The following is a 720-nucleotide window of genomic DNA, read 5'->3' on the forward strand; positions in this document are numbered from 1 at the left end:
CTGCTACAGCAGGATTTACTTGGAGTGCTACAGCCAATACTGCTATGGTAACGATAACAGATTCCAATCCGTTATCGGATAAGGTATTGCGTTTTAGTTTAAAAGAAGTGAGCATTCAAGAGGGCGACGATTTATTTGTATATGTACGTTTGCCAGAAGGGATTATTACGACGAAAGATATTACATTCAACTATACAGTTACAGGTACGGCAACTCCTAATTGGGGTTGGAGAGACTATGTGGAATTGACTGGAACAGGAACGATACTAGCAGGTCAAAAAGAAGGATGGATTAATATTAATACATTTAAGGATACTGTTATAGAGGATGATGAGACTATAATTTTAACAGGAAGTGTTATAACAGCAGGTCCATTAACTGGATTTACTTGGGATGATGCAGCCAACACAGCTACAGTTACTATTACTGATGTAACCGATGAGGCAAATAAAGTATTGCACTTTTCTCCAATTACAGCAGCTGTTGCAGAAGGATCAGGTACTGGTATACAAGTAAGTTTACCAGAAGGAGTTGCTCTGGGGTATCCACAGATTGTAAACTATACGATATCAGGTACAGCTATAAACGGTACGGATTATAAAGAATTAACAGGTTCGGTAACGATTTATACGCATACATATTCTGCATACATATGGATAGCTGCTGAAAATGATAATTTGATAGAACCAGACGAAACGGTAGTTATAACAGGAGGAACTG

Annotated in this window: 1 protein-coding gene; it reads left to right on the forward strand. The window is 38.2% G+C overall.

The features are described from left to right. A partial coding sequence (locus tag IUY40_RS19175) for a Calx-beta domain-containing protein (RefSeq protein WP_229335697.1) occupies positions 1 to 720 on the forward strand: 720 nt, incomplete at both ends.

The sequence above is a fragment of the Flavobacterium sp. ALJ2 genome, assembly GCF_015594725.1.
Lineage (GTDB): Bacteria > Bacteroidota > Bacteroidia > Flavobacteriales > Flavobacteriaceae > Flavobacterium.